Origin of the sequence: Roseimarinus sediminis (assembly GCF_050433125.1) — a bacterium.
In the GTDB taxonomy this organism is placed as follows: Bacteria; Bacteroidota; Bacteroidia; order Bacteroidales; family Prolixibacteraceae; genus Roseimarinus; species Roseimarinus sediminis.
This window is the reverse complement of the sequence record NZ_JBNPXV010000004.1, coordinates 323,589-349,183: the sequence shown is the minus strand read 5'-3', so window position 1 is coordinate 349,183 and position 25,595 is coordinate 323,589. Positions and strand designations below refer to the sequence as shown.

Sequence of the window (25,595 nt, the reverse complement as noted above, 5' to 3'; positions counted from 1 at the left end):
GTTGAAGCCGATACTTCATAAAAGTAAAAAACGAGGCTGCCTTGGCAACCTCGTTTTCGAATATTATTAATCAAATTATAAGTGCAGTATTTTTACTGTTTATTGAATTTATTGATCAATGTTTGTCCGTTGGTACTGGTCACTTTGATCAGGTAAGCTCCCTTATTAAGGTTTGAAACATCGATTGATGAAGCTGAATTTTGCTTTACCAGCATACGTGAACCGCTTAAATTGAAAACTTCAACTGTTTCAATTTCAACACCTGCAATGTTTAACAAGTTGTTGGCAGGGTTGGGGTAAAGGCGGAGACTGTTGCTATAATCGTCAAAGCCCACAGTGGTGTACGAAGTGGTAACAGGTGTAGTATCCACTACATTGAACTGAATATTGCTTTCGGGAATCCAGTTTCCTTCGCTGTCGTTGAAGCCCCATTCCCAGTTGTTGACACCATCATCGGGAACCAGCTGCAGGGTTACTGACCAAATGTTGTCTCCTGCAGTTTCGTCGCCATTGGTACCATCGTCATAGAAAGCGGTATGTTCAACACCACCGTCCCAGTCGGCATCATAGACTCCGGTTGCACCTTTCCAGCTGCCTTTCAGCATAAATCCGCTGTAAGTTTTGCCAGCTGAATCGTCAATGATAAAGGTAACATCGGCTTTTTCTTCCGGCATTTTAGGTATGGTGTATGAAGTACTTACCGCATTTTCATCGGCCACTGTAAATTCAATGTCGGCTGATGGCATCCAGTTACCATCAAGATCTTCGAAGCCCCATTTCCATGTGTTGCTTCCACCGTCGGATACCAGATCGATGGTTACCGACCAAATGTGGTCGCCTGCTGTTTGGTCACCGTTGGTGCCATCGTCGTAGAATGAAGACTGAACAACTCCGCCGTCCCATTCTGAATCGTACTCACCACTTGCACTTTTCCAGCTTCCTTTCAGTACAAAACCACTGTAAGTCTTGTCGGCTGTATCGTCAACGATAAAGGTGACAGGAGTAGGATTAGGACCAAAGTTGTCGAAAATCACTTCTACTTTACCTATGTAGAGGATGCCGCCTGTAACGGCACCACCGCCTTCAATTTCCTGGGCAGCTACCTGGAGCACTCTTGCTTTTCCATTGGTGCTGGTCAGTTCAATTTTTTGCTCAACGAAATCGGCCGAAGCAGCCTGAGCACCTGAACCCAGTTCGGTCCAGTTTGGATCAGAAAATTTCATGAAGGTATTGACAGCATCAACTGCTTTACCCGAAGTCCCTTCTTCGTATTTAACATGGGCTTTGAAACCCGTTGTTCCCTCGGGGAAGGTATACTCTGGTACATTCATCCAGCTATCCCATGCATTAAGGGTTACCTTGAAATATTTGTTGCCATCTATGCTTACAATTTCCCATCCACTGGCCAAATCACCTTCAAAGGTAGCAGGATCAACAATCACATTGGGATCAACAGGAATTTCGATAAATGCTTTCACCTGACCAATCCACAGTGTATCACCCGATACTGCATTCCAGCCCTGGGTTTCCTGTCCGGCTACCTGCATGTGTGTTACAGTACCTGCTGCCTTTGTTGGCATTTTATACATTTTGAAAGCACTGCTGCTTCCGGCTGCACCAACACCTAATTCCGCCCAGCCGTCACTTGAGTTATCGACGAGTTTCAGGAAAGTATTAATTTGGTTTACAGCAAAGCCTGAAGTTCCAACTGCATATTTTGCTTCAGCAGTAAAATGAGTCATTTCCGATGTCAAATCAAATGGCACATCGAGAGCGAAGCTCGATTGCCATCCGGCTAGTATTACCTGCAGGTATTTTTTCCCTTCGATGTCGACAATGCTCATCCCTTCGGGTAGTGAGTCAGCAACGGCTGTTTCCGGATCGAAAATCACCATGGGGTCGCCCAGCAGGAATAAATCAGCATTTTCGCTGATGGTATTTTCGTCCATCACACCGCTGTAGATGTTGAATTCATTAACTGTTCCCAGCCAGGTAGCATCGTTGGCGTATCCACCACGAGCAAGCCAGGCAAAATCGTTACTGAGTGCAGAAAGACTATTATTTTCAGTAAGTTCGTTTGTTCCTTTAAGTTCGCCATCAATGTAAAGCGAAAGGGTGGTTCCGTCGATGGTGACAACAACATGGTGCTTGCTTCCTGCTTCAGTTAGCGGGTCAGCTGTCACAGCACTTTCAACTGACCATGGTTCAGTGAGGTTGCCACACGAAATTGCTGCACGTGAAGCAGGTCCGTTCCAGTGATTGGGAGCAAAGAAAAGTCCATCACCACCTAAACCATTTGCTGATCCTCCAAGATATATGATCATAGCGTTTTGAGGTGTATTGTCACCAACTGTGATGTAGGTTTCAAAGCTTGCCGAGCTATAAGTATTAATGGCTATATCAGCAGCAGGGAGTTCAAGGTAGTCTCCATTTGTTGTTGTCTGTAATGCGCCACCGCTGATTGCAGCTCCGCCAATCAACGTGCCGTTGGCTCCACCAACAACATCGGCAGCTGTTCCATCTTCAAAAGTATAGGAATGCTTCAAAACCAACTCTTCTTCTTCGGCAACAGTAGAAATTGCTTTGATATAGTAAATATTAATGCCACTTGATTTTGAGAAGAGATAAATGGATGTGGCCCCACCAGTGTATTCGTAGCTTGCCATACTGATACTTTCACCAAGAGCCGGGAAAATATCAATGGTATCTCCTTCGGCCGTTAAGATGACGAGTTCCCTGTCGGAGCTGCTGCTCGACGACATGGCTGCAACAGTAATGGTTGTATTTCCGGGTACATCGAAACCTACCACGCGTGCAACAGGAACTCCTTCTTCCATACTTCCCGATCCACCTAACTTCAGACGGTGAGTGAAATCCATGCCTTCAACTGACTTGTTGTTGGCATCAACCGTTACTTTTTTATCGGCGTTGGCATAAATTGTAAGCCCTTCAATAACTGCAGTTTCAGTAATATCTCCCAGGGCATTAAAGGCGTCAGTACTGATGTTCCATTCTTGTTCCGTAGTTTGTGGTATTTCGTGGGTTTCTACCTTTAAATAGTATATGTTGATACCGCTCGATTTAGAGAAGAGATTAATCGATGTAGCTCCTCCTGTATATTCATAAGATTGGAGACTGATACTTTCACCGAGTGCCGGAAAGATATCAATGGTATCACCTTCAGCACTTAAAATAACCAGTTCTCTGTCGGAGCTGCTGCTCGACGACATGGCTGCAATGGTAATGGTAGCATTACCACTTACTTCAAAACCGACAACCCTGGCCACAGGAGTGCTGCCGTCAAGGCTTCCCGATCCTCCCAGTTTTAAACGGGAAGTAAAATCCATACCATCGATCGACTTGTTGTTGGCATCAACTGTCACGCTCTTGTCGGCAGTAGCATAGATTGTCAAACCGTCGATGGTGGTCGTTTCTGTTATATCACCCAATGCATTGAAAGCATCTGTACTGATGTTCCATTCACGAACATCAGCAAACATCGACATTGCAGTGATTAAACTTAGTAAAAGTGTAAAAGTTAAAATTCTCATAATTGTTAATTTTAATAGGTGATTAAATAGTCGTTCGGTTAAATATAGTCATAGTTTTTCTTTCTTCAATAAATTTCAATGTATCATTCTTTCAGTTTGCTTTAAAAACTAATTGTCAAATCAGTTCATATTTAAACTTAATTAATCCTTAATCTTTGCCTGATTCTAAATTGATGCTAAATTGATTATTATTGCCCCGAATTAAAATGAACGTAGATGAAGAAGCAAATTTCAATTGATCCTGAAGTGAAAGCACTTATTTTTGATATTGACGGAACCTTGGCAGATACGATGCCGGCCCATTTCAAAGCCTTTCAAAAAGTATTGGGAAAATACGGAATTCCGTTTAGCCACGATTTGTTTCTGTCATTTGCCGGTGTACCTGTTGGCCCACAAATGAAGATGCTAAAAGAACGATATCAACCAGAAAATTTTATACCTGAGAAGGTTGCGATTGAAAAGGAAGAAGAGTATTATAAAACCATCGATCAGGCACAACCGCTTGAAGTTGTATTTGATGTATTGCTTCGATATCACGGAAAATTGCCTATTGCATGTGGAACAGGTGGTGACCGAAGAATTGCCGGTCGAACCCTTGAGGTAATTGGGGCGATTGATAAAGTTGATGCTGTAGTTACCTGCGATGATGTTGAAAATGGCAAACCGGCACCTGATACCTTCCTCGAATGTGCACGAAAGCTAAATATTGATCCCCGGGACTGTTTGGTGTTCGAAGATGCCGATCCCGGAATACAGGCTGCCATTGCTGCCGGAATGAAAGTAATTGATGTTAGAAAATATCTTTAAATCAATTATTTCATATTTATCTGTCTGACCAACAGTATTTTTAATACCAAAATTTAAACAAAACCATGACCAAGCAGGCCAGTTTTTATGGACTGAGAAGAATCTTTTTTCTTTTCATTTCTAATCTTCTTTTCATACCATCCTGTGTTCATGCAGAAAATGAACACCTGAAATTCTATGGATTTATTCGCAACGACTTGTTTCTTGATAGTTACAAAGGCATAGACGGAGCACATGAGCAAATTTATTTATTGCCCGTTTTTAACGGAATCGATGCCAAAGGGGACGATATTAATGAGCAGTGGAGTGCTAACATGACAGCCATTGCCACCCGGATGGGGTTAACTGTTAGCGGTCCTGAACTATTGGGAGCTGCAACAAATGCGAATATCGAAGTTGATTTTGGAGGGATAATTGGAAGTGAACCTTCGCTATTGAGAATTCGGAAAGCTTTTACACAATTTAACTGGAAATCTGCCAGTCTGTTATTGGGTCAGGACTGGCATCCTTTCTGGGGCGGCGATATTTTCCCCACCGTGGCTTCTTTGAATACCGGAGCTCCATTTCAACCATTTAACCGTGCACCACAAATCTGCTTCACTTATCACTCCGGATCATTCAATTGGCTGGCTGCGGCGCTTTATCAACTTCAATACACTTCACCAGCGTTAAATTCATCTCATCAATCAACTGCCAATCAAGCCAAACGCAATGGCGTTCTTCCCGAGTTGGCAACGGGTTTGGAATACCGTAAAAACCAGTTGGTTTGGGGTGGGGGGATGTCGTACAACCGCACCAAACCCAAAATGACATTTGAATCGCCCTACCAACAGCTTTTCAAGTCAGAAAGCATGCTTAACAGTTTTTCATACAATGCTTATTTTCAGTATAAAACAGAGAATCTGAAAGTACAGATAAAAGGAATTTTGGGTCAAAACCTTAAACATTTATTGCTGCCGGGTGGATATGGCGTACGTGCTATTGAACAGGCCACCGGAGCTGAAAGTTATACCAATTACAACAATATTGTAGCATACATCAACCTTGTTTACGGTATAAATTGGCAATTTGGCCTTTTTGCCGGTAGTGGGAAAAACTTAGGTACAAGCCATTCATTGGCTGATACAGGAGGAGGAGAAGCACTAAGCGCAGGTTTTTTTACCAATGTTCAACAATATCATCGATTTGCACCACATATAGCCTATAACGTTTCTAAGCTGCGCTTAATGTTGGAATTTGAAGGAACTTTGGCTAACTATGGCTTGGGTAAAATAAATTTAAATAATGGATTGTACAACGAACACCATCTGGCTGTTAATAAACGAATGGTTTTTGTAATGCTGTATATGTTCTAAATAATTTTAAAAAATAAGACTTAAAGCCCATTGGCAATGAGTGTTTCAATCTCTTTCAGAATTGCCTTGTATTTAATTTCAGACAACTGAAGAGAATTTAAAACATCGGGATTGGATGTAAGCTGACGACAAATTACGATGCCTTTGTTCATTAGCTTCTGCTTATTTTCATCACTCAATTCATTTAATACCGTTATAGGATAAATCTTTTCACGGTCAATAATTTCTTTAAGGCTATTTCCTTTGGGATAATCCCAGGCCAGAAGTTTGAGTCCGACACATTCGCCATAAGCAATGGCATCGCTTGTAAAGCGGGTATTGGTAGCAATCGAGCCTGTAAATTGAAAGTCTTTAAATTCAGCTTCCTTTTCGCGCTTTAATACTATGTCTTCCACGCGAGAACGTATGTACAAGGGAACACGTACACTAACTGGTTTTCCGGCATCACGGGCATATTTACATTCGATTAATATTTGCTTCTTGTTGTTGGTTGCAATAACGTCTACTTCATGGCTAACACAACGTCCCTGAACAACAATTCCTGTTTGTGTTTCATAACCCTGAGCTTCCATTACCCGGCTTATCAGATGTTCAAACGGAAAGCCGGTATCTCCCAGTTCCATGATTGCATTTTTTAATTTGTAACGCGAAGCCGTGCTGTACTTTTGGGATTGTAAAAGAGCAAAAGCTCTTTTGTAGATCTTCTGAGTTGAAATTCCATTGGATATAGTTGATTGAATGTCATCAACGATCTGCTCTACAATTTCTGGATCAGCTCCTGCCCGTTCAAGTGAGCCTGTCAGCTTTTCAGGAGAGAATACCTGCTTCTCACCTGAAGCTTTGGTTACCATGATCTGCCTTGAAAGATCTTTCATGTACATCAATATTAAAATAGTGTTTGTCTGACAAATCGATTTTTTAGCTTTAACTCTCCCGATCCGTTGAAAAATCAGGCCTGTCTGCAAACAGATTATTGTTAAATGAGAAAAAATAGCTCTTTGCCCCGTTTATTGAGTAAAGAAGCATCTTTCAAAGATAATTTTATTTCATATGTTTTCTGGTTTTCACAGCAACACTTTTGATACCAGAAAACTTTTTGGGGATTTGACAGGCGAATAAAAGAAAGCAACATAGCAATTATTGAGGGCAGGAAAATGGTGTTCCGTTTAAGTCATGCGCATTGCGCTTCCTTAAAGTCTTTCACCAATAAATTGAATTTCTATGATTTTCAAACATATTTGTTTGCAATTTAGTTATTTAAAAATGAGTATAATCGTTTTATTGTTGTAAATAGTAATCATTTTATATAATACGCACCCCTTTGGCGAATTTAAAACTACAACAAATGGAAAAGAAGGAAAACGATCGTTACGATAAAATAATTAGTAACGAGCTAAAAAAGAAAGAGCTTGCCGAAAAGTATGGTGCTCATTTTGGGAAAGCCAGTGAATTGCCACCTGAAATTGAAAAAGAGTGGCTTGATTATGTCGAAGCCTTCGAACAGCAGTATGAAAATGTACAACGCATCACTGTTTGGGAATACATTGAGAAGCCATATTTTAAGAAGCTTGCCGAATTATCGGACCAGGAAATAGTACGTGAACTGGAGTATGTTTGCAAGCTGTTAAATCAATACAATATCTCACTTGATACTTTGTGTAAGGTAGAAGATCGAGAATTGTACCGTTTTATCACTGAAGAATTGTTTGTTTATGAAATGGATGATATGCGAATACCCGGAATGACCAGTTGTTTTATTTATGAAGAGTTTCATCCCAATGCCGGTATCGATATAGAACAGGCCATTGACTACTTTTTTAGTATGACCATGAAGAAAATGCAAGATTTTGGAGGTGAGGGCTACGATATGTTGTACATTGATTTGGATGAGTATAAAGATTCAGACAATAAAAGTATTGATAAGGAGAAGGTTGTATGTAGTGTGAACAATTTTCTCGATACTTTCGATTCTTTTGAAATTGTAAGCTATCATGAAAAGTTATTTAACATCAATAAGGAAAAAAGCGATGCGCTTATCAGTTTTTCAATTCATTATGTGGGTTTAGATAATAATAGTGGTACAAAATATGATTTTCAGGGAGATGGATGCTTCAAACTGAAGCCAAGTAAATATGGAGGGTGGAGCATATACCATATTGATCTTCCGGGGCTGTCAATCGCATAGGGAACTCGCAATGGTGTTTTTTTCAATTTAAATTTTACCCTGCTCGTTTCAGTTCGCTTCGCTCCTGCTGATTGAGCTGCAATTGACAACGATCCTGGTATCGCTTCGCTTACCGGGATGAGTTCGACCAGCGTTTTTCACAATGGATTTCTATTAATCATTATAACAGTATTTGGGATCCAAAGTCTATATTTCTAATTGATTGTCTGCCCATTGTGGAACTCGCAATGGTGTTTTTTTCAATTTGAATTTTACCCTGCTCGTTTCAGTTCGCTTCGCTCCTGCTGATTGAGCTGCAATTGACAACGATCCCGGTATCGCTTCGCTTACCGGGATGAGTTCGACCAGCGTTTTTCAGTTCGCTTCGCTCCTGAAAAACGGGTCTCACTCACTTCCCGATACAAAAGTTTTTAAAAATATTTCCAAGTATCTCATCTGTAGATATTTCACCTGTTATTTCACCAAGATAGTATAGACATTCGCGTATGTCCTGCGAGAGTAAATCGCCTGAGGTTCCCAGTGGAATAGCTTCGATAACCCGCTCAATAGCACGATTGGCATGTTGCAGTGATTCATAATGCCTCAGGTTGGTAACAATCACATCGCTTTCAGAATAGCCCTGTGTATCAACGGCTGCTACCAGATAATCCAGCAAATGATCGATGTTTTCGCGCTTTTTTGCTGATATAAGCAGTGTTGGAAACTCCATTTCACGCCCCATGCTTTGTAATTCATCAATGGCTTCGGGGCTTGCCATGTCGGTTTTATTGATCACCAAAGCTGTTTGTTTCTTGTGCAGTTTTTCGCTCATGCTGGTCAGAAACATGACTATTTCGTTGAACGACCGTGAAGCATCAATCATGGTGAGTACAACGCTTGCCTGTTCTATTTTCTGATAGGTGCGCTCGATACCCAGGTTTTCAATTGTGTCGATGGTCGTTCGGATTCCTGCAGTATCAATAAAGCGAAACTGAATTCCTTCAATAATCATTACATCCTCGATAACATCACGTGTGGTGCCGGCAATGTCGGATACGATGGCGCGTTCTTCGTTAAGAAGCGCGTTTAACAGCGTCGATTTTCCTACATTCGTATCGCCGATAATGGCCACAGGAATGCCGTTTTTTATTGCATTCCCATACTGGAAAGAGTTGGCCAGTTGGCTAATAAGCTGGTTTATTTTTTGGCTGAGTAGTAGCAATTGTTCCCGGTTGGCAAATTCTACGTCTTCTTCACTAAAATCCAGTTCAAGTTCTACCAGTGTAGTAAAGGTTAAAAGCTCATTGCGTAAATTTTTTATCTCAGATGAGATGCCACCCCGCATTTGTTTCAGGGCAACATGATGGGCGGCCTTCGACGAGGCTGCAATCAAATCGGCAACAGCTTCTGCCTGTGCAAGGTCCATTTTTCCATTCAGAAATGCACGTTGGGTAAATTCACCCGGACGGGCAAGCCGGGCTCCGTTGTCAAGAAGCAGTTGAAGAATGTTTTGTTGTATATAAACCGAACCATGACAGGCTATTTCAACCGAATCTTCACCGGTAAACGAGCGGGGAGCCCTGAACAGCGAAACAATCACCTCGTCGATCACCTGATCATTATTTACAATGCGGCCAAAGTGCAGGGTATTTCCCTTTTGTTCGGAAAGCTTTTTTCCTTCTTTGACCGGATGAAATACACGTTCGACTATTTCTATTGCTTTGAAACCTGATAATCGCAGCACGGCAATGGCTCCCATTCCCTGCGCAGTGCTGATGGCACAGATGGTTTGTTGATCAATCATTTTGCAAAAATACAATATTTCGTTATCATTGATGCTTATAAAAAAGCTTTACCACTGCTGTGCCGTTACTGTTTGGCTGTTTAATTCATGCCGATGCTTGTAACTGGCTTAGCTGCATAAAACAAAGGCCAGAATGCGTATCGGTTTTGATGCTAAAAGAGCATTTCACAATACCCGGGGACTGGGTAATTATTCTCGAATATTGATTGATGGATTATTAGAGTATTATCCTGAAAATCAGTATTTCCTGTTTGGCAAAAAACCAAAAACAGGAGTGGGGGCATCATGGATGAATACTTGTAATGATTCAACTGTGATGATTGAACCCCGTATTACTTCTTCGGTCGGGCAGGCTCTTTGGCGTAGCTGGGGAATGAGCAAAGCGATAAGAGAATATAAGATCGATTTGCATCATGGTTTGAGCCATGAGCTTCCTTTGCGAATGAACAATAACACCCGTTATGTGGTGACTATTCATGATTTGTTGTTTCTTCGTTTTCCACAATATTTCAAGTGGATTGACATTCAGATTTATCTTGCAAAAATTAAGTTTAGTTGTAAACATGCTCACCGTATCATTGCTGTAAGTGAGCAAACCCGTAACGATCTGATCGGCTTTCTACAGGTGCCGGCCGAGAAGATAGAGGTGTGCTATCAGTCGTGTTCTCCGGCTTTCTATCAACAGGCCAGTGATTTCGCCATCGCTGATGTAAAGCAACATTATGATCTGCCGGCTGAGTATTTCCTGTTTGTCGGGGCTTTGGTACGCCACAAAAATATTGGACGCATTCTTGAAGCGGTGGCCATGCTTCAAGTCAACCTTCAACTTCCTTTGGTAATTGTGGCAAAACCAAACAAATACAAGCTGGATCTATTGCAAAAAATAAACCGCCTGAATATTGCCGACAAGGTAATATTCGTCGATTATATTGCTTCGGAACACATGCCCATGCTATTGCAAGGGGCAAAACTGATGATATGGCCTTCGTTGTTCGAAGGTTTTGGGATTCCCATAATCGAAGCACAGTTTAGTCGATTACCGGTAATTACTTCCAATACGGGTTGTTTTCCTGAGGCGGGAGGGAAGGGCGCATATTATGTCGATCCGAATAATTCGGAAGAAATTTCGAAAGCAATAACGCATTTGATGACGCACAATGATTTATATGCTGAAATGCAACAGCTTGGATACGAACACGCACAAAAATTTCACCTTAAAAATACAAGCGCCGAGTTAATGAAAATCTATTCGCAGGTGGCAAAAATTGAATAATTCTGCAAGTTTGTTACATTTGTTCGCGTATCAAAAAACCTATTGAATAATGCTTAGCCACTGATATTGATGCCTGGTCAGGTACAATTACGGTACTTCAGAATAGATATAACACTTTAAACATAAGAATCATGAATTTATTAGACGGAAAAACAGCAATTATAACCGGAGCATCGCGTGGAATTGGAAAAGCGATTGCACTTTTCTTTGCTCAGGAAGGTTGTAATATTGCATTTACCGACCTTTTTGAAGATGAAAATATGAAAAACACCGAGGCTGAGATAGCAGCGCTGGGTGTGAAATCCAAAGGTTACGCTTCAGATGCAAGCAATTTTGAAGACACTCAGAAAGTAGTAGATCAGATTGTTGCTGATTTTGGTGTTGTCGACGTATTGGTAAATAATGCCGGTATTACCAAAGACACACTGTTGATGCGTATGAGCGAAGAGCAATGGGATGCCGTAATTAATGTAAATTTGAAATCGGTGTTTAATTTCACCAAAGCGGCACAAAAAGTGATGTTAAAACAACGTTCAGGCTCAATTATTAATCTCAGTTCAGTGGTAGGTGTTAGTGGAAATGCAGGTCAGTCGAATTATTCAGCGTCGAAAGCCGGAATAATTGGTTTCACCAAATCGATTGCCAGGGAGTTGGGTTCAAGAGGGATCCGTTCGAATGCCATTGCCCCCGGCTTTATTATTACCGAAATGACAGGGAAAATCCCCGAGGAAGCGCGTAAAGCCTGGGAAGCATCCATTCCACTAAAACGTGGGGGTGAGCCGGAAGAAGTGGCCAAAGTAGCAGCCTTCCTTGCTTCTGACCTTTCTTCGTATGTAAGTGGCCAGGTTATTAATGTATGTGGAGCCATGAATACTTAAAAATCTTATTTTGTTTATAAACAGATCCCCGCTATTTTTGGCGGGGTTTTTTATGTTTACACTTTTTATTAAACGATGAAAAAAGGATTGTTTATTGGTTTAACCACTGTTGATATTCAGTATTTTGTTGAAACCTGGCCCGAGCCAAACGCTAAAATGAAAACCGGAGCTCCGGTACTGGCTGCTGGCGGACCGGCAGCCAATGCAGCCATTGCTTTTTCATTTTTAGGTGGTGAAGCGCATTTTGTAAGTTGTATTGGAAAAAATGCCCTGAGCGATCTGCTGTTTTCCGATTTTAAACAACAGCAGGTTAAAGTGATCGATGTTGCTGATAAACAAAATTTTGATCCTGTATTGGCTACGGTAGTAACAAACATCACCAACAGTGAGCGGACCATTATTACCCATCATCCTGAACTGGATCATTTTCAGTACAAAATACCCCGGATCGATGTAGGGTCTTACGAATTTATTATGATTGACGGCTTCTATCCCGAAATAGCGCTGCCGCTCTGCCAGCAGGCTCAACAAAAAAAGATACCTGTAATTCTGGATGGAGGAAGCTGGAAGCCGCAACTTAGCGAACTCTTACCTTATGTTAATATTGCTATTTGTTCAGCCAATTTTATGCCTCCGGCTTGTTCAAACATCGACGATGCCTTTTCTTTTACCTTGAATAAAGGAGTTCAGCTTGTTGCTGTTTCAAGAGGAGGGGAGAGCATCGTCAGCACTGAAGGCGAAATAGCTGTTGAGAAAGTTGACGCCATCGATTCATTAGGGGCCGGCGATGTATTACATGGTGCGTTTTGTTGGTTCTCAGATACCAATGTAGATTTTAAGCAGGCTTTAAGCAAGGCGGCTGAAGTAGCTTCTTTTTCAAGTTGTTATAAAGGCACCCGTAGCTGGATGAATGTTGCTTCAGCGCTAAAGCAGCAGTGATATTTAAAATAACGAAATTGCCTGTCGGTGAAACTAATGAGTTTGGTTTCTTTTCAAATCCCTTTTTTGTAAATTGGCCTTCGTTTCATTTTACAAAACCAACAATAACAACAGTCAGGCCGGTGAGATTTAAAAAATTATCCAATCAACTGAATACAGCACATTTGCTGTATCTGACGGGCACCACCATTACCCTGTTGATACTTCACTTTTTCTTTTTGCGTGTGGTCATTGACCAAAATATTAACAAACAGGCAAATCAAAAAGCTGAATCACTTGAAACCATCATCCTCAATTCAATTAATATAGTTGAAAACAATGCACAATTGCTGATTTCTTGTTATGAAAAGAACAATGAAATCGATGCTAAGCTGCTGGAAAGTGTGTTACTAATTCAAATAATCGATTCGGTTAATATTGTTCATTCTTCCGACACAAATTTTGAACTTACTGGTAGTGAACGGGAATGGATATTTCGTTCAGGTAGCAACAATACATTTTCGTCGGTATACATCTGTCGTTTAAGTTTTGAAAAGCAAATGCAGATTGTACTTAAGCCTTCCACTGTGGGTGTTGTACTCAAAAAAAGCTTAATAACACCACCTTTTTTCTATATTCTTTGTAGTGCTACCGGACAGATTGTTGAATCAGATGATGAAATATTTGTTGGGCATCAGCTTGTTAGTGAAACGTCGTTGGCTAACTCTGTTGAAAAAAACAAGGAAAAACTGAAGGTAGCAATTCAAAGCGAAAGTAAATCACAGCATTTCGATGCTGCCATTCGCTACCTGCCTGAACTGGATCTATATCTTCTGGTCAATCATACCAACCGTTTCTTTATTGAGTACTTAAGGCGTTATCCCGCAATCATTCTACTCATAACAGCTTTTATTCTGGTTGTGGTTGGTTTTAGCATGATCCGGACAAATAATCGCTATACCCGGCCTTATTCCGATATCATTCAATCGTTGCGCAGTAGTAAGTATATTGGTTTAAATCCGAAATCGAAGGTCAGTGAGCCCATGTTAATAAAGCGAAGTATTGACCTGTTGCAGAATCAATTATCGTTTTATGTAAAGAATCTTGAGAAAACGAATAAAGAAAGTTTGAAGTTTGAGAATGACCTGAAAATAGCCAAAAGCCTGCAGCGGAACATTTTGCCTCGCAGCTTACCAAAGCTGGAACAACATCCCGAGATATCAATAAGTGCTCTTTCTGAATCGGCTTATCACATTGGTGGAGACCTGTACGATTATTTTATGCTTGATGACAATCGTTTGTTGTTTGCTGTTGGTGATATATCGGGAAAAGGAATTGCAGCTGCTTTGTTCATGATATATACGCAGACCTTGTTACGCTCGGTGGCACAAAAAGAGAGCCGGGTGGCAGCGATTGCGGCCAAATTAAATGAGAAACTGGTTGAAGAAAATATCAGCGATTTGTTTGTGACCATGATACTGGCAATAATTGATATGCGTACCGGCGCGCTGAGTTATTGTAATTGCGCTCACAATCAACCTCTTGTTATACGAAATGAAGGTAAAATTGATGAATTATCTGAGGTGCATGGAATTCCATTGGGTATTTATGCCAGGCGGGAATATAAACAGGCAGAGATAGTTCTTCATCCGGGAGATCAACTCCTGTTTTATACCGATGGAGTAATTGACACCATCGATGAAAATGGCATGAATTACTCGATGGATGTTTTGAAATACAACTTGATGGGAGCCTGGTTTCTTGAGCCGGAACCCTTATGCGAACGGCTTAAGTCGAGTGTAGACAGTTTCAGGGGAAACAAGGACCCCATGGATGATCTGACCTTGCTGGTCCTTCGATACAATTCCATGGGGTCGGTGTAAACTATTGATCTAAAAATCAGGCTTCCTTCTTTTGTGAAATTACACGCATACGCACTTTTTCATTTTTCGAATCGTAACCAATCGAAATGGTATCACCTTCCTGAAGGTCTGATTTTAAAATCACTTCGGCCATTTCATCCTCAAGGATTTTTTGAATGGCCCGTTTCAACGGACGGGCGCCATATTGCGGATCGAAACCCTTTTTGGCAATGAAAGTTTTTGCCGCTGTCGAGATTTTGAGATTGTAGTTAAGGCTTTTTACTCTCGAGAACAATCCTTTCAATTCAATATCAATAATTTTATTGATATCTGCTTCGGTTAGCGGGTTAAACATCACCACATCATCGATACGATTCAGGAATTCGGGAGCAAAGGCTTTCTTTAATGCTTTCTGGATAACATGGCCCGAATGATCGGCATCGTTGGTGTCGGCAGGGGTGGTAAAACCTACTCCACGACCAAAATCACTCAGCTGACGTGAGCCGATGTTCGAAGTCATAATTATAATGGTATTCTTGAAGTCTATCCGTCGTCCAAGGCTGTCGGTTAAACGGCCTTCATCCATTACCTGAAGCAGGAGGTGAAATACATCGGGATGTGCCTTTTCAATTTCATCGAGCAAAACAACCGAATAGGGCTTTCGTCGCACTTTTTCGGTCAATTGTCCGCCTTCTTCGTATCCCACATATCCCGGAGGAGCACCCACGAGTCTTGAGACAGCAAATTTCTCCATGTATTCACTCATGTCAACCCTGATTAAGGCATCATGTGAATCGAATAGATATTGGGCCAGCACTTTGGCAAGTTGGGTTTTACCAACTCCGGTTGGTCCAAGAAAAACAAAAGTACCAATCGGTTTATTGGGGTCTTTAAGTCCGGCCCTGTTGCGTTGAATAGCGCGGACAATCTTTTCGATGGCTGCATCCTGACCAACAACAGTTCCTTTCAGATCGCTGGTCATGTGTAAAAGCTTCTTGCTTTCAGCCTGAGCTACCCGTTGTACCGGTATTCCCGACATCATGGCCACCACTTCGGCAACTTTATCATCATCAACTCTTTCTCGATGGTTGATTAATTCTCGCTCCCAGTCTTCCTTTTCTCGTTCAAGTAACTGGATAAGATTTTTCTCTTTGTCGCGGAACGAAGCAGCCAATTCAAAATTTTGACTCTTCACAGCCTGAATTTTCTCTTCCCGTGTATGTTCAATTTTCTCTTCCAGCTTTACAATGGTTTCGGGAACATTGATGTTGGCAATGTGAACCCTCGATCCTGCTTCGTCAAGTGCATCAATGGCTTTGTCGGGCAAATGACGATCGGTGATGTACCGTGCGGTAAGGTTAACACAGGCCGCAATGGCTTCATCGGTATAAACCACGTTGTGATGGTCTTCGTAACGACTTTTAATATTGTTTAAAATCTGAATAGTTTCATCAACCGAAGTAGGATCGACCATTACCTTTTGAAAACGACGCTCAAGCGCTCCATCCTTTTCAATATTCTGACGGTATTCATCGAGCGTGGTGGCACCAATACACTGGATATCACCACGGGCCAGGGCCGGTTTCAGCATATTGGCTGCATCGAGCGATCCGGTTGCTCCACCTGCTCCTACGATGGTGTGAATTTCGTCGATAAACAAAATGACATTGTTAACCTTGGCCAGCTCGTTCAGAATGGCTTTCATGCGTTCCTCAAACTGTCCGCGGTATTTAGTGCCAGCTACAATCGATGCCAGATCGAGAGCGACCACGCGTTTGTCGAACAATACTCTTGAAACCTTTTTTTCAATGATACGAATGGCAAGTCCTTCGGCAATGGCCGATTTACCAACTCCCGGTTCACCAATCAATATCGGATTGTTCTTCTTCCGTCGGCTGAGGATTTGGGCCAGTCGTTCAATTTCCTTGTCGCGACCAACAATTGGGTCGAGGCTGCCTTCTTCAGCCGCCTGTGTAATGTCGATGCCAAAATTATCGAGCACAGGAGTTTCTGATTTCGAACCGCCTGTGGGTTGGTTTGTTCCCTGAGGTGGTTTTTGCTGAAAGAAGTCTGACGAATCATCATCTGAATCACCCGGAAAATCCGATTTTGATTCAATAGGCTTTTGATGATTGTAAGTTTCAAGCTGTGATTTTACCATGTAATAACTTACATTAAAATCATTTAAAACACTTGCTATCAACGATGACTCATCCTTCAGCAGTGTAAGCAGCAGGTGACCGGTGTTGATGGTGCTCCCACCCATTGAACGGGCCTCAAGATAAACCAGTTTCAACGACTTTTCAGCTGCTTTTAACAACTGGATCGATGCTCCCGGCTCAAGTGCCTTGTCTTCTTTGATCTCCTTTTCAATTTCTTTTTTCAAATCGAAAAGATCTACTCCCATGGTATTTAGTAAGTCGATGGCAACTCCTTCACCGTCACGCAATATACCCAGCAGGATATGTTCCAGTCCGATATAGTCATTCCCCATCCGAATCGCCTCTTCTCGACTATAACTCAATACATCTTTTATTTTTGGTGAAAATTTAGAATCCATATAATTACCCAATTTTGTCAAATTATCGAAGCTAATATACATATTTTCCTAACAGATTTAATTTATAAGACAGACGAAATCCATTATTGTTGAAAGAATGTAAGGCTATGTTAATTTTTTAGATTTATGTTATGCGCTTTCCCTTGTAAATAATGGTATTTTTGTATTTTTAACCGTTTTTTTGAGACTTAAAGAAAGGAATTTTACATGTCTGAAAATGAAAGAATTATAAAGATTAACATTGAAGAGCAGATGAAATCGGCCTACATCGACTATTCCATGTCGGTGATCGTGTCGCGTGCATTACCCGATGTTAGAGATGGTTTTAAGCCAGTTCACCGTAGGGTTTTATTCGGGATGAACGAGTTAGGTGTTACTTCAAATAAATCCTATAAAAAGTCGGCCAGAATTGTGGGTGAGGTACTAGGTAAGTATCACCCGCATGGTGATTCGTCGGTTTACATGACCATGGTGCGTATGGCGCAACAGTGGTCATTGCGCTATCCTTTGGTTGATGGCCAGGGAAACTTTGGCTCGATCGATGGTGACAGCCCTGCAGCAATGCGTTATACCGAAGCCCGCATGGCAAAAATTGCAGAGGAAACGCTGGCCGATCTCGACAAAAATACGGTTGATTTCACGCCCAACTTTGATGAGTCGTTAACTGAACCTTCGGTACTTCCAACCAGAATTCCGAATCTTTTGGTGAACGGAACGTCGGGGATAGCTGTGGGAATGGCCACCAACATGCCACCACATAATCTGGTTGATACCATCGATGCCATTATTTCCTATATCGATAATCACGATATAGAAATGGACGAGTTGATTGATATTATTAAGGCTCCCGATTTTCCAACCGGTGGTATCATTTATGGATATCAGGGTGTTCGCGATGCCTTCGAAACAGGTAAGGGGCGTATTGTACTTCGTGGAAAAGCCCACATTGAAACGACCCCAAATGGCCGTGAAAAAATCATTATCACCGAGATTCCCTACCAGGTTAACAAAGCCGAGCTAATTATAAAAATTGCTGAACTTGTAAATGAGAAAAAAATTGAAGGAATTTCGAATGTTAACGATGAATCGGACCGCAATGGAATGCGCATTGTTGTTGACATCAAAAAGGATGAAATTTCAAACGTTGTACTAAATAAACTTTATAAGTACACATTATTGCAATCGTCGTTCAGTGTGAATAACATTGCCCTGGTTAAAGGACGGCCAAAGTTGCTTAACCTGAAACAACTGATTTATCACTTTGTTGAACACCGCCACGATGTGGTAACCCGTCGTACCAGGTACGAACTTGAACAAGCTGAAAAACGGGCACATATTCTCGAAGGTCTGATCATTGCAAGCGACAACATCGATGAAGTAATCCGAATCATCAGGGCATCATCCAATGCTGATGAAGCACGTACACGCCTGATGGAAACTTTCGAGCTGACAGAAATACAGGCTCGTGCCATTGTCGAAATGCGTCTGCGTCAGCTTACCGGTCTGGAACAGGAAAAACTTCGTGCAGAATATGAAGAGTTACAAAAAACAATTGAACACCTGAAAAGTATCCTTGAAAATGAATGGATGAGAATGGACATCATCAAGCAGGAACTCAATGATGTAAAAGCTTCGTATCCTGAAGGCCGACGGACAGAGATTGTACCCAATGCCGAAGAGTTCAATCCCGAAGACTTTTATGCCGATGAAGAAATGCTGATCACCATTTCTCATTTAGGGTATATTAAACGTACTCCCTTAAGTGAATTCAGAACTCAAAGCAGGGGAGGTGTTGGTTCAAAAGGTGGAAGCACACGCGATGAAGATTTCCTTGAACACATGTTTGTTGCCACCATGCACAACACGCTGTTGTTGTTTACCAAAAAAGGCAAGTGTTTCTGGCAGAAGGTGTACCAAATTCCTGAAGGTTCACGTTCTTCAAAAGGACGAGCAATTCAAAATCTGCTTAATATTGAGCAGGACGATAAGGTGATGGCCTTTATCAATGTGAAAACACTTGATGATGCTGAATACATTAATAATAACTTCATTATTATGTGTACCAAGCGGGGAGTGATTAAGAAGACCTCGTTGGAGGCATATTCCCGTCCGCGTCAGAATGGGGTGAATGCAATCACCGTGCGTGATGGCGACCAGTTGCTGGAAGCACGCCTCACCAGTGGAAGCCACGAAATTATGCTGGCTGTTCGTACAGGAAAAGCAATCCGCTTTAATGAGAACATAGTAAGGGCGATTGGACGTACCGCTTCAGGCGTTCGGGGTATCTCCCTGAGTGAGAGCGATGAGGTGGTTGGCATGATTTGTGTTGAAAATGAATCAGAAGACGTAATGGTGGTTTCTGAAAACGGATATGGAAAACGTTCCAGAATTGAAGATTACCGGGTCACTAACCGCGGCGGAAAGGGAGTTAAAACCATTAATGTAACCGAAAAAACCGGAGCTTTAGTCGCTATTAAAAGTGTTACCGACGACGATGATTTAATGATCATCACCGAAAAGGGAATCACCATCAGAATGGCAGTAAATAGTGTACGCCTAATGGGACGCGCAGCTCAGGGAGTGCGTTTGATCAACCTGAGAGACAGCGATACCATTGCATCGGTTGCCAGAGTTAGTAAAAACAACGATGTCGAAGAATCACTGGATGACAATGGTGGGGAAGAGGCAGGCGAAATTAATTCGGAACCTACTGCAGAATAAATTGAAATGAATGTATAATAATTATATTGGAAGATTATTTTTGCAAAAAAACAAGATGAACACATTATGAAAAAATTAGGAACATTACTGTTATTGCTGATCATCGCCACGACGACCTTTGCTCAAAAAGGAAAGGTAACCAGTGCATTGAGCTATAAGGAAGCCGGTGAGATCGAAAAAGCCTGGGAGACGATTCAATTTGCATTGGATACCGTTGAGAATTCAAGGGCAGAAAAAGCAATCGACTGGCCTCGCTCGTATGAGGTAAAAGGTGAAATCCTTATGGAAATTTACCGTAAAGATATTAGCGGACTGGTAGATGAACCTCTTTTTGAGGCACTTGAAGCTTTCAAAACAGCTTTGAAGTACGATGACAAAGATCGTTATTCAAAGGCACTTGTGGTTGATTTGACTTTTCTTCAAACCGATCTTTCAAATTATGCCATCAAAACTTATGAAAATGAGCAGTATGCCACTGCAATGAAGTGTTTTGAGAAATTCATGGAAATCTCAAACATTTCAATTATGAAGGAAAGCAGTGAAGAAGTGATTGATACAGCCATTATTTACAATGCCGGTTTGGCAGCTTTTAAAGCAGAGGATTGGGAGAATGCTATTAAATACTTTAAAAAGTCGGCCGATAACGACTACAATGGCGCACCCAGCTATCACTTTGCATTCCAGGCATATCAATCTTTGGGCGATACCCTGAAGTCGATCAATATACTGCAGGAAGGCTTTGAGAAATATCCCGAAAGTGAGACACTTATTGTAGAGTTAATCAATTATTATATCGGACAAGGCAATGCCAACGATGCGATTAACTACCTGGATAAAGCCATTTCTCAAAATCCTAAAAATGTATCGTATTATACAGCCAAAGGTGCAACACTTGAGAAACTTGGAAAACAGGAAGATGCAATCGGAGTGTACAAAGAAGCAATTGAAATGGACAGCACACAGTTTACACCTTACTACAACCTGGGGGTAATTTTCTACAACCGTGGTGTTAATAAACTGAACGAAGCCAGTCAGCTGCCTCCAAGTGCAACCAAAGAATATGACGAGAAAATTGCAGAAGGCAAGAATCACCTGAAAGAAGCCTTACCATTTATTGAAAGCGCTTATTCAATCGATTCAAGTGAAATTGCAATTCTGGAATCGCTTCGCTTGATTTATTATCGCTTGCAAATGAATGATAAATACGAAGAGATCAATAAAAAAATTCAGAGCATTAATAAGTAATCTAAGAAAGCCGTGGAGAAATTCACGGTTTCTTTTTATATATCCTATTTAACATAATATGCATTATAAGACTTTTTGGGTAAATTAAAAGGTACAGCAAAACTGTACCTTTAATTCATTTAATGCTCGTGAGTATGGAAATACGAATCTGAAAATTCTTGTAGCGTTTCACGCATGAGCTGAATATATTCCAAATCGGTTGTTTGCTTTGCCTTCATTGAATACACCAACATGTGATGCAGTAACTCAAGACGTTTGATATAACTGGCATAAGCATGATTATTGGCAGGATCTGTTATTGGTAATCGTTGATGAAGAAAATACTGACTTACAATTTGCTGTATTTCATTCGCATGTTGTTCTTTGTTAGAAACCCAACGAACCAGCTGATTGTAATTTACGCTTTCTTCGGCCGATAATATCATGATCTGATTCATCGACTTTTCAATCGTTGTTATGTGTTCTGCAATCATTTCAATGCGCAGTGAATCGCCATAAATTCCACAGGGTATTTCACAATGCGCCTTTGCGGTATTGCTGACAGTCAAAAACGATGCTATCATTAAAAAACTAAATAAGATTCTTGTTTTCATTATGTTTGCTTTTTTGATGTTTACTGATATGTTTCTTATCTCTAACTCAAAAAACAAACAAACAATTCTTATGTTTACAAGATCTTACGATTTATTTGCTGCTTATTATTGCGACATTCCTGTATTTCTGGTCGAGTTCCGAAAAATATTGAATTCTCAGCGAGTTAAAATCAAAAAAACCAGCTGCTAACTTATTGACCAACTGCAAATTTGATGGTTTATTAATGATATTTTTACCTCATAATTGAAGTGTACCTGCCTTAAAGGCACTTTTTAATTGCTTTATATGCCAACTATAAATTGGATTGTTACGCAAATCAATCATTTCAAGATTGGGGATTTCGGCATAGCCCAATGGTAAAAGCTTTACCTGGTTATTTTTCAAATCAATTTTTCTAAGTGTTGGATGACTTTTCAAATCCTTGTCAAAAAGATCAATCTTGTTTCCTTCGAGTAAAATCTCTTCAAGTGCATTCATTCCCAGTATCACTTCACTCATTTCATTTAACTGATTTTGAGCCAGATTTAACTTGATTAATTTATTCAATTTTGTAAACTGACCAGGAAGAATATTTAAACTATTCATCTCAAGATCAATTGTTTTAATGTTTCCATTTGTAAATACATTTGTAAACTTTACAATTGTATTCATACTCAGATTCACTTCTTCGAGCAGCGGTGCATCGATATAAGATGCATTGATTATGCTTAATTTATTCTGACGTAAATTCAAACGCTCAAGCAATTCCAGTCCGGATAAATCAACAAGCTGTCTGAGTTGATTAAGCGAAAGATTGATGCTGATTAACTGGTGCATCTCTCCTATTGATTCTGGCAATTGCTGTAATTGATTGTTTGACAGGTTCAAATGCTCAATTAAAGTAAGTTTTCCAAAATTATCAGGCAAATGCTCCAGTTGGTTATCATTAATTGAAAGTACTTTCAGTTTGCTAAGCTGGCCAAAGTCGTCCGAAAGTGTTTTTAATTTGTTTTTTGAAGCTTTAAACTCCTCTAGATTAGCAAGTTGCCCGAAAGCGACCGGCAATGCTTCCAATTGATTCCAATCTACATCAAGGTGTTCAAGTTGGGATAAGTTCACCAAATCATGAGGTAAGCTTTCAATTTGATTGGAGAACAAATCGAGGTAGATCAGGTGTTTTAGCTTCGAAATACTATCAGGCAGACTTACTAGTTGATTTTCAGCCAACTTTAATGTTTTAAGTTGAGTGCAATTGTACAAAACAGGATCGACAACACTTAGTTTATTGTAATTAAAATCAAGTACTTCAAGTTGTTTGGCAAATGCAACTCCTTTTGGAATACGATTAAAGTTGTTATTACTCAGGTAAAGTTGCTGAAGCTTTTCAATTTTGAATAATTCATCAGGCAAAGTACTTAGCTGGTTATATCCAAGGTGTAGTACCTGAAGATTCTTGAAACGGTACAATTCTTTAGGTATGCTTGTCAGGTCATCGTTTTCGAGTTTTAAAACTACCACCGCATTCGGATTGGCCCTGGCTTCGGCCAATGAGGTGAAAATTGTTTCTTCTGAAAGTTCAGCTGCTGTTTTAAGTGTCAGTTGCTTTGTACTTGTACAGGAAAACATTAAAAACAAAAGCAGTAGTGCACTAATGTGAAGGATTTTCTTATGCATAATTTTAGAATCTATTGGTCTGAATATTGCTTCTCATCATTAATTTTTCTCATGATGTAAGCCGAATAATCTTTTATAATGGGTTGATAATTTTTATGAAACAATGGGCTTGAGATTACAAAATCAGCAGTGGAGCGATTGGTTGCTGTTGGTATATTGTACAAGGCCGAAATTCTTAAAAGTGCCTTTACATCTACATCGTGAGGTTGGGGTTGCATTGGATCCCAAAAAAAGATCAGCATATCAACTTTTTGCTCCGAGATGAGTGCACCCAGCTGCTGGTCTCCTCCCAATGGCCCTGATTTTAACTTGCTCACAAGCGGAGGAATCACGTTGAACTCATCACATTTTAAATGCAAAACCTGTTCAATCATCGATCCCGTTGTTCCGGTACAGACCAGGTTGTGAGGTGCGAGTTCTTTCCAGTTGTACCCCACCCATTCCACCATATCGGCTTTCCGGTTGTCGTGGGCAACCAAGGCAATGGTTTTCTTCTTGTTCATCATACTTATTTGCTATGGACTATTTATTTCATTAAAACCCTGTAAAGTTACGAAAGCTTTATGAACAGGTTTTAATTCTCTGTTACAACTTCATTACAAATGAAGTTGGTAGTGTCTTTTTCAATAAAGGCGTGACCATATTGTATTACTTTTTCAAAGTAATAATTTAACAAAGTTTGGCTTGTTATGTATTCAGGATCAATTGAGTAGTTGTCATATTTTTCAAGCTGATTCCAGTCAATTACCTTTTTTAATAACAAAGTATAAACTTCTCCATTTTCAGAATAACGATCAAGGGCCTCGATAAGTTGAATAACATCAGCCTCTTTGAAGCGCTCCTGTCTGAATTTGCGGTAAGCATTGTGTCTTCCAATCGTTAAAAAATAATGATCGATCGATTCGGCAACATTGTTGTATCGTTTCAGAAAGATTTGCTGATCATCACGATCGTAGCGTGATTTAATCACATTTTTATCGCAGCTGCTGGTCCACACACCAAAGAGATTATTACCTTCGATGGCAAAGCGTGACTGTCCCCACCCCGACTCAACTGCAGCCTGAGCCAGTACCAAACTTGTTGGATGTGGTTTCAGGCGTACCAGCAGGTTTTCATAGGAGTCGGCTCTGAAACGTGTCATCAGGCTGTCAGCAAATCTGCTTTCTTTGTCATTTAGCGCTTCATTCCTTTCGATTTTATTAATAAGGCGCTCAATATGTTTGCCCTTATTTTCCATTTGAAAGCGCACAATCAAAATGGCCGGAAGTACCTGGTCGATGAATTGTTTTTTTCTTTCACTAACGGTGGCCATTCTGTCAATAAGCAAGGTGTCGTATAAAACCGGAATAACCAGTGAATCTTCGACCGGAATAATTTCTTGAATGCTGTCTAAACGAATTTGAACGATTTCAAGCTGTGCCGCTTGTTTTATTCCTGAGAGCAATGCAATCATGATGACCGCGGAAGACAGAAAAAAAAAGGTTATATCAGTTTTCTTCACTTAGAATGTTTTTCTTGCTTTGGCAAAGATAAAAAATATGATTAAACAAGCCCTGTAAGGATCAACAGCCGATAATTTAAGCCTGTGCACAAAAGTGAAGTATAAAAACAATAAAAGGCTACCCTCAGGCAGCCTTTTATATTTATCTAAATATCAAAAGTTTATGAAAATTCTTTTTTGAGTTGTTCAATCCAGTTTTCAATTCTTTTTTTAGTCATACGTGCCTGATTTTCCTGGTCGATGCAGAGTCCGCAAAACTGATCGCCTCGTTCAGCTCTTGAACTTTCGTAGGTGTAGCCTTCACGCGAAGTGAAGCCAACAATTTCAGCACCTTGATTTTCAAGTATCTCGGCAAAAATACCGACTCCGTCGTTGAAATTCTCAGGGTATCCTTTCTGATCACCCAATCCATAAACGGCTGCTTTTTTACCTTTGAGACTGATGTCTTCCAGTGCCGGAACAAATTCATCCCAGTAATTGGGTAATTCTCCATCAAACCAGGTAGGCACGCCAATTATCATATTGTCGTATTTTGTGAACAATGCTTCGGTAACATCTTCAGCATTTACTGCTTCGATATCGGCATCGCCAAATGCTTCGAGTATCTTCTTGCCAATTTGGTTGGTTTTATTGGCATTAAAACTGTAAAAAATTCCGATTTTCTTCATTTCCGGTTTTCTTTATATTAATCAACAGGGGGTAAACCCAT

General features: G+C 40.6%; 18 protein-coding genes. 9 read left to right on the top strand and 9 right to left on the bottom strand.

The genetic code is table 11. The annotated features are described in order from the left end of the window. Positions 1-92 precede the first annotated feature (92 nt). Positions 93-3,551, bottom strand: a complete 3,459-nt coding sequence (locus FHS86_RS07630; protein WP_429412398.1) for a T9SS type A sorting domain-containing protein — start codon at positions 3,549-3,551, stop codon at positions 93-95. 216 nt (positions 3,552-3,767) lie between these two features. Here FHS86_RS07630 and FHS86_RS07625 point away from each other — a divergent pair, with 216 nt between their 5' ends. Both FHS86_RS07625 and FHS86_RS07620 read left to right on the top strand, forming a co-directional pair. Next, positions 3,768-4,358 (top strand): HAD family hydrolase, encoded by a 591-nt coding sequence (locus tag FHS86_RS07625; RefSeq protein ID WP_429412397.1) that lies wholly within the window; start codon positions 3,768-3,770, stop codon positions 4,356-4,358. Positions 4,359-4,423: 65 nt separating this feature from the next. Continuing rightward, positions 4,424-5,713: a hypothetical protein gene (locus FHS86_RS07620; RefSeq protein ID WP_429412396.1), complete on the top strand. Its 1,290-nt coding sequence runs from the start codon at positions 4,424-4,426 to the stop codon at positions 5,711-5,713. Positions 5,714-5,733: 20 nt separating this feature from the next. On the opposite strand, the gene FHS86_RS07615 is transcribed toward FHS86_RS07620, so the two are convergent. Further along, positions 5,734-6,588 (bottom strand): ATP cone domain-containing protein, encoded by an 855-nt coding sequence (locus FHS86_RS07615; RefSeq protein WP_429412395.1) that lies wholly within the window; start codon positions 6,586-6,588, stop codon positions 5,734-5,736. A gap of 470 nt (positions 6,589-7,058) precedes the next feature. On the opposite strand from FHS86_RS07615, the gene FHS86_RS07610 reads away from it, so the two are divergent. Continuing rightward, on the top strand, positions 7,059-7,898 hold the full coding sequence (locus tag FHS86_RS07610; RefSeq protein ID WP_429412394.1) for a hypothetical protein: 840 nt from the start codon (positions 7,059-7,061) through the stop codon (positions 7,896-7,898). A gap of 388 nt (positions 7,899-8,286) precedes the next feature. On the opposite strand, the gene mnmE is transcribed toward FHS86_RS07610, so the two are convergent. After that, positions 8,287-9,681 (bottom strand): tRNA uridine-5-carboxymethylaminomethyl(34) synthesis GTPase MnmE, encoded by a 1,395-nt coding sequence (mnmE, locus tag FHS86_RS07605; RefSeq protein WP_429412393.1) that lies wholly within the window; start codon positions 9,679-9,681, stop codon positions 8,287-8,289. Between the two features lie 133 nt (positions 9,682-9,814). Between mnmE and FHS86_RS07600 the strand changes: the two genes are divergently transcribed. From FHS86_RS07600 to FHS86_RS07585, 4 genes are all read left to right on the top strand, one after another. Continuing rightward, complete coding sequence (locus FHS86_RS07600; RefSeq protein ID WP_429412392.1) at positions 9,815-10,954, top strand: glycosyltransferase family 4 protein; 1,140 nt, start codon at positions 9,815-9,817, stop codon at positions 10,952-10,954. 131 nt (positions 10,955-11,085) lie between these two features. Beyond that, a complete protein-coding gene (fabG, locus tag FHS86_RS07595) occupies positions 11,086-11,832 on the top strand; it encodes a 3-oxoacyl-[acyl-carrier-protein] reductase (RefSeq protein ID WP_429412391.1) in 747 nt (248 codons plus the stop codon). Positions 11,833-11,907: 75 nt separating this feature from the next. Further along, a complete protein-coding gene (locus FHS86_RS07590; RefSeq protein WP_429412390.1) occupies positions 11,908-12,771 on the top strand; it encodes a PfkB family carbohydrate kinase in 864 nt (287 codons plus the stop codon). Positions 12,772-12,893: 122 nt separating this feature from the next. After that, positions 12,894-14,633 carry a PP2C family protein-serine/threonine phosphatase gene (locus FHS86_RS07585; RefSeq protein WP_429412389.1) on the top strand — a complete coding sequence of 580 codons (1,740 nt, stop codon included), beginning with the start codon at positions 12,894-12,896 and terminating at the stop codon, positions 14,631-14,633. A 16-nt stretch (positions 14,634-14,649) separates the two neighbouring features. Here FHS86_RS07585 and FHS86_RS07580 read toward each other — a convergent pair whose 3' ends face one another. Then, positions 14,650-17,172, bottom strand: a complete 2,523-nt coding sequence (locus FHS86_RS07580; RefSeq protein WP_429412388.1) for an ATP-dependent Clp protease ATP-binding subunit — start codon at positions 17,170-17,172, stop codon at positions 14,650-14,652. A gap of 207 nt (positions 17,173-17,379) precedes the next feature. On the opposite strand from FHS86_RS07580, the gene gyrA reads away from it, so the two are divergent. Then, the gene (gene gyrA, locus FHS86_RS07575) at positions 17,380-19,893 is read left to right on the top strand and encodes a DNA gyrase subunit A (RefSeq protein WP_429412387.1); all 2,514 of its coding nucleotides are present in this window, start codon (positions 17,380-17,382) and stop codon (positions 19,891-19,893) included. 66 nt (positions 19,894-19,959) lie between these two features. Then, positions 19,960-21,138, top strand: a complete 1,179-nt coding sequence (locus FHS86_RS07570) for a tetratricopeptide repeat protein (protein WP_429412386.1) — start codon at positions 19,960-19,962, stop codon at positions 21,136-21,138. A gap of 119 nt (positions 21,139-21,257) precedes the next feature. Here the strand turns inward: FHS86_RS07570 and FHS86_RS07565 are convergent, their stop codons facing one another. From FHS86_RS07565 to FHS86_RS07545, 5 genes are all read right to left on the bottom strand, one after another. After that, positions 21,258-21,731 carry a superoxide dismutase [Ni] gene (locus FHS86_RS07565; protein ID WP_429412385.1) on the bottom strand — a complete coding sequence of 158 codons (474 nt, stop codon included), beginning with the start codon at positions 21,729-21,731 and terminating at the stop codon, positions 21,258-21,260. Positions 21,732-21,969: 238 nt separating this feature from the next. Further along, positions 21,970-23,385 carry a leucine-rich repeat domain-containing protein gene (locus FHS86_RS07560; protein ID WP_429412384.1) on the bottom strand — a complete coding sequence of 472 codons (1,416 nt, stop codon included), beginning with the start codon at positions 23,383-23,385 and terminating at the stop codon, positions 21,970-21,972. A gap of 11 nt (positions 23,386-23,396) precedes the next feature. Further along, positions 23,397-23,888 (bottom strand): methylglyoxal synthase, encoded by a 492-nt coding sequence (locus FHS86_RS07555; protein ID WP_429412383.1) that lies wholly within the window; start codon positions 23,886-23,888, stop codon positions 23,397-23,399. A 71-nt stretch (positions 23,889-23,959) separates the two neighbouring features. Beyond that, the gene (locus FHS86_RS07550; protein WP_429412382.1) at positions 23,960-24,886 is read right to left on the bottom strand and encodes a glucosaminidase domain-containing protein; all 927 of its coding nucleotides are present in this window, start codon (positions 24,884-24,886) and stop codon (positions 23,960-23,962) included. 161 nt (positions 24,887-25,047) lie between these two features. Then, a complete protein-coding gene (locus tag FHS86_RS07545) occupies positions 25,048-25,554 on the bottom strand; it encodes a flavodoxin (protein ID WP_429412381.1) in 507 nt (168 codons plus the stop codon). Positions 25,555-25,595 lie beyond the last annotated feature (41 nt).

Excerpts from the sequence above, each read along its gene's own strand:
- FHS86_RS07630 (WP_429412398.1), bottom strand. The coding sequence starts at position 3,551 with ATGAGAATTTTAACTTTTACACTTTTACTAAGTTTAATCACTGCAATG.
- FHS86_RS07625 (WP_429412397.1), top strand. The coding sequence starts at position 3,768 with ATGAAGAAGCAAATTTCAATTGATCCTGAAGTGAAAGCACTTATTTTT.
- FHS86_RS07620 (WP_429412396.1), top strand. The coding sequence starts at position 4,424 with ATGACCAAGCAGGCCAGTTTTTATGGACTGAGAAGAATCTTTTTTCTT.
- FHS86_RS07615 (WP_429412395.1), bottom strand. The coding sequence starts at position 6,588 with ATGAAAGATCTTTCAAGGCAGATCATGGTAACCAAAGCTTCAGGTGAG.
- FHS86_RS07610 (WP_429412394.1), top strand. The coding sequence starts at position 7,059 with ATGGAAAAGAAGGAAAACGATCGTTACGATAAAATAATTAGTAACGAG.
- mnmE (WP_429412393.1), bottom strand. The coding sequence starts at position 9,681 with ATGATTGATCAACAAACCATCTGTGCCATCAGCACTGCGCAGGGAATG.
- FHS86_RS07600 (WP_429412392.1), top strand. The coding sequence starts at position 9,815 with ATGCGTATCGGTTTTGATGCTAAAAGAGCATTTCACAATACCCGGGGA.
- fabG (WP_429412391.1), top strand. The coding sequence starts at position 11,086 with ATGAATTTATTAGACGGAAAAACAGCAATTATAACCGGAGCATCGCGT.
- FHS86_RS07590 (WP_429412390.1), top strand. The coding sequence starts at position 11,908 with ATGAAAAAAGGATTGTTTATTGGTTTAACCACTGTTGATATTCAGTAT.
- FHS86_RS07580 (WP_429412388.1), bottom strand. The coding sequence starts at position 17,172 with ATGGATTCTAAATTTTCACCAAAAATAAAAGATGTATTGAGTTATAGT.
- gyrA (WP_429412387.1), top strand. The coding sequence starts at position 17,380 with ATGTCTGAAAATGAAAGAATTATAAAGATTAACATTGAAGAGCAGATG.
- FHS86_RS07570 (WP_429412386.1), top strand. The coding sequence starts at position 19,960 with ATGAAAAAATTAGGAACATTACTGTTATTGCTGATCATCGCCACGACG.
- FHS86_RS07565 (WP_429412385.1), bottom strand. The coding sequence starts at position 21,731 with ATGAAAACAAGAATCTTATTTAGTTTTTTAATGATAGCATCGTTTTTG.
- FHS86_RS07560 (WP_429412384.1), bottom strand. The coding sequence starts at position 23,385 with ATGCATAAGAAAATCCTTCACATTAGTGCACTACTGCTTTTGTTTTTA.
- FHS86_RS07555 (WP_429412383.1), bottom strand. The coding sequence starts at position 23,888 with ATGAACAAGAAGAAAACCATTGCCTTGGTTGCCCACGACAACCGGAAA.
- FHS86_RS07545 (WP_429412381.1), bottom strand. The coding sequence starts at position 25,554 with ATGAAGAAAATCGGAATTTTTTACAGTTTTAATGCCAATAAAACCAAC.